4 protein-coding genes are annotated in these 3,779 nt (G+C 70.5%); 3 read left to right on the top strand and 1 reads right to left on the bottom strand.

The window, feature by feature from the left end; translation table 11 throughout:
- Positions 1-467 precede the first annotated feature (467 nt).
- From AB0F03_RS37875 to AB0F03_RS37865, 3 genes are all read left to right on the top strand, one after another.
- The gene (locus AB0F03_RS37875) at positions 468-677 is read left to right on the top strand and encodes a hypothetical protein (RefSeq protein ID WP_362001038.1); all 210 of its coding nucleotides are present in this window, start codon (positions 468-470) and stop codon (positions 675-677) included.
- A 324-nt stretch (positions 678-1,001) separates the two neighbouring features.
- Positions 1,002-1,874: a radical SAM protein gene (locus AB0F03_RS37870; RefSeq protein WP_362001036.1), complete on the top strand. Its 873-nt coding sequence runs from the start codon at positions 1,002-1,004 to the stop codon at positions 1,872-1,874.
- 43 nt (positions 1,875-1,917) lie between these two features.
- Positions 1,918-3,054: a protein-L-isoaspartate(D-aspartate) O-methyltransferase gene (locus AB0F03_RS37865; protein ID WP_362001041.1), complete on the top strand. Its 1,137-nt coding sequence runs from the start codon at positions 1,918-1,920 to the stop codon at positions 3,052-3,054.
- Positions 3,055-3,493: 439 nt separating this feature from the next.
- Here the strand turns inward: AB0F03_RS37865 and AB0F03_RS37860 are convergent.
- A partial coding sequence (locus tag AB0F03_RS37860; protein ID WP_362001034.1) for a hypothetical protein occupies positions 3,494-3,779 on the bottom strand: 286 nt, incomplete at its 5' end.

The raw sequence follows: 3,779 nt of genomic DNA, 5'->3' as shown, positions 1-3,779 counted from the left end.
GCCACCCGGTACGACAAGACCACCGAGTCCTACCAAGCAGCCGTCACCCTCGCAGCCCTGCTGATGTGGGCGTGACGTTTGACGACAGAACCTAGGGCCGCGCCCCTACAGCCCGCGTGGACATCTACGACGGCGGCGGGCTGCGCGCACAACACGGCGGGCAGCGAGGAGTACCTGCACTCGGAGAAACCAGGCCCTGCGGCCACTGCGCAACCGGTACTTCCACCACGGCCGACAACCGCTCCCTGGACGTCCTCGTTCGCCGGATCGGTTACGGCGCCCGACCCTCTCCCGGTGGTCATCGGCCTCGACCCCCACCACACCCAGGAGGCCACGGTCTCGTTGGACATGCCCCAACTCGGCGTGCACTGACACGCGTTCTTGCCGGTGCGCGACAAATTCACCGGCGAGTCCTACCACTGGGGCAGCGGACATGACCGAACTACACAGCAACGGAGGTACGCACCATGACAGGACGTCCGCACGCGATAGCGGGCCCGGAGGACCGGCGGGCCTGGGCCTACATCGAGCGGCCCACGCCCGCGGCCACCGGTCTGCTCGGCCTGGCCCTCATACAGGCCGGGGACCTGGCCTGCGAGGGCAAGCCGCACATCGGCGGCCTCGTCGCGGTGGCGATCGGCACGTTCGTGAAGTCGATCTTCAAGCGCAGTCGCTGACCGTGCGGGTGGGCGCCCACCGGCCGGGGCCTAGGACCTGCGCCCCATGCGCGTGAACCTGCTGGCTAACGTCGGCGCCCATGCAAGCTACGGAGATCATTCGCCGCACTACGGCGGAGCGCAGGCGGGACACCCTGGAGCGGCTTAGCTCGGAGCGCGCCCTGTGGGTGTCGACGTCCCACCCCGACCACGGCCCCGTGGACCTTCGCGGTGGGCGAGCATCCGCCGAAGCGGGAGGAGCCGCTTGCGTGCCCGGCTGCACCACGGATGGCCAAGTAGTCGCGATAGCACGTGTGTTGGCGGCCGACGGCCTACGATCGCGTCATGACGATCGCTGTGGAGGCCCCCACCACGCTGCGGTTCCTGTCGCTGGAGATCACCGGCCGCTGCCAGCTCACCTGTCCGACCCTCTGCTACGCGAAGTCCGGGCCGACGCGGGAGCACGGGAGCATGACCGAGGAGGACTGGAACCGCATCATCGACGAAGCCGCCGGCCTGGGCACCGAGGAGATCCAGCTGATCGGCGGCGAGGCGACCCTGCACCCGGCCTTCGCCCGGATGGTGCAGCGGGTGGCCGGCGCCGGTCTCCGCGTCCGGGTCTACAGCAACCTGCTGCGGATCCGCGCCGAGCACTGGCGGCTGTTCGAGCACCCCCGCGTGCGGCTGGCGACGACGTACCACAGCAGCGTCGCGGCCGAGCACGACGCGGTCACCGGCCGCGACGGCTCGCACGAGGCGACGCGCGCCAACATCGTCGAGGCGGTCAGGCGCGGTATCCGGCTGAAGGTCGCCGTCCTCGACTCAGGCGACCACGAGCGCGCCGCGCGGGCCCGCGCCGAGATGCAGGCCCTCGGCGTGAAGGAAGTGCACGTCAGCGAGGTGCGGGCTGTCGGCAACGCCGCGGGCGCCGCAGTGCCCTCGACCGCGTCGTTGTGCGGGCGGTGCGGGGACCACAAGGCGGCCGTCCTCCCGGACGGGAGCGTGTCGGTGTGCGAGATGGGACGGTTCTTGACCGCGGGCAGCGTCAGGGAGGCGAGTCTGGCGTCGGTGCTGGCCAGTGACCGGTGGGCTCAGGTGACCGCGAGCGTTCCGCGCCGCGCGGGCGCGGCGCCCTGTCCTCCCGACTGCGCGCCGAACGACGACAGCTCGTGCGGGCCGGACAACTCCGGGCCCTGCGGGCCGGCCGACGACGGCTGAAACCGAGGCGTACAGACACGGGAAGGACGGGACGGACTTGGACCTGGACTGGGAGGGGCACGCACGCCGTCTTGCCGACGGGCATCTGCGGCCGGAGTCACCGTGGTGGCAGCCGATCGCCTCCACCCCCCGGCACCTGTTCGTGCCGAACTGGTGGGAGCGGGACACCGAAGGCCGGGTAGCCCGCCATGGCCCCGACGACCCCGGAGCCTGGCTCGAAGCCGCCTACCGCAATCAGTCCCTCGTGACCCGGATCGGCCCCGACCACGCCGATCACGTCCAGCCGGGCACGGTGGTCCCGTACGGCAGGTGGCCGACCTCGTCCTCGACCCTGCCCACCCTGATCGCCACGATGTACCGGCACGCGATGCTCGCCGACACCTCCCGCACCCTGGTGACCACCGGCACCGGATACGGCACCGCGCTGGCCTGCCGGCGCCTGGGCGACGAACTCGTGACGAGCGTGGACGTCGACCCTTACCTCGTGCAGGCTGCGACTGACCGGCTGGACGGCATCAACCTGCACCCGCGCACCGAAGTCTGCGACATCACCGAGACGTTGCCCGGCGACGTCGACCGCATCGTGTCCACCGTCTCCGTCCGGCCCGTCCCCGCCTCGTGGCTGACCGCGCTGCGCCCCGGGGGCCGGCTGGTCACCACCATCACCGGCACGGCGATGATCCTCGTCGCCGACAAGATGCCGGACGGAGGTGCCCGCGGCTTCATCGCCAGCGACCGGGCCACGTTCATGCGCACCCGCCACGGTGACGACTACGACGACGCCTCGCCGGCCGCCGAGGTGTGGCAGGCCGCGGACGAAGACGGGCAGAGGTCTCTCAGCCGCTACCCGCTCACCTACGTCCCCGACTCCTGGGCCGTGCACGCCACCCTGGAGCTGGAGGCGCCCGGCATCGAGCACCGCACCGAGCAGCACGAGGACGGCGGGCGCACCGTGTGGATGGCTCACCCGGACGGCTCCTGGGCCCGCGCCAGCGCCAACAAGCCCCGTGACCTGCCCACCGTCCACCAAGGCGGCCCCCGACGCCTGTGGGAGGTGCTGACCGACATCCTCGACCGCCTCATCATCGGCGGGGAACTGCCGGTGACCGGGGCCCGCGTCACGATCACCCCCGACGCACAGACCACGCTCACCCGCGGCCGGTGGTCGACCACCCTGTAAGAAGCCGGTCATCGGTGAGCCGGGGCCTGCCTGGGCCGGCAGCGCTCGCACCACGATGCCCTGGCCGGACGCTGGGCCATGTCGTGCTGGGCAGACAGAAATGTCAAGTAGGTGTCCCCCCTGGGGGGACACAACGTGTCCTCACCGACGGCGGATGACGGATGACGAGGGAGCGACAGCTTCGACGGACAAGCGGCCTGACCTCTCCGCGACAGCCCCGCGCTCTCGGCTGAGCGGACGCCGACGCACGCAGCCGGAAGCGGCCACGCCCTGCGGATTTCCATACGCAGGCGAGCGGTGCTGCGTAGGCTGGACTGACGTCCCGGTGGGCTCCCCCGTACCACCGGGACGCTCCCCTGTCGTCACGGCAGCGGCGCGGTCGCGCCCCCGGTCTTCTGCGACGTTTCCCCAGCCTCCCTGGGCGGGCTGTCCTCTCAGCTCAGTCGAAGGCGTAAACGATGCTTTCGATGATGGCGTGGACCCCGCTCCAGTCACCACCCTCGGTGGGCTGGCCGTTCAACGCTCTCTTCACCTTCTTGTCGAAAGCTTTGTGTACGTGTTTCTTGTGCTGTCGTGACAGGGCACCCTGGTGGCTGGTGGTACCGGGTATAGGAGTCAGGTGCACGGGGGCTAAGCGATGTCCCGTAAGTAATTTCGATGTGCTCACCCCAGCCACAACCCAAGGGCTCAGCTGCGCCGTTCGGGTGTCGGCGCGTCGGCCGTGG

Origin of the sequence: Streptomyces sp. NPDC028722, assembly GCF_040637655.1 — a bacterium.
Lineage (GTDB): Bacteria > Actinomycetota > Actinomycetes > Streptomycetales > Streptomycetaceae > Streptomyces.
Note: the sequence above shows the minus strand (reverse complement) of the source record. Positions and strands in the feature narration are given on the sequence as shown.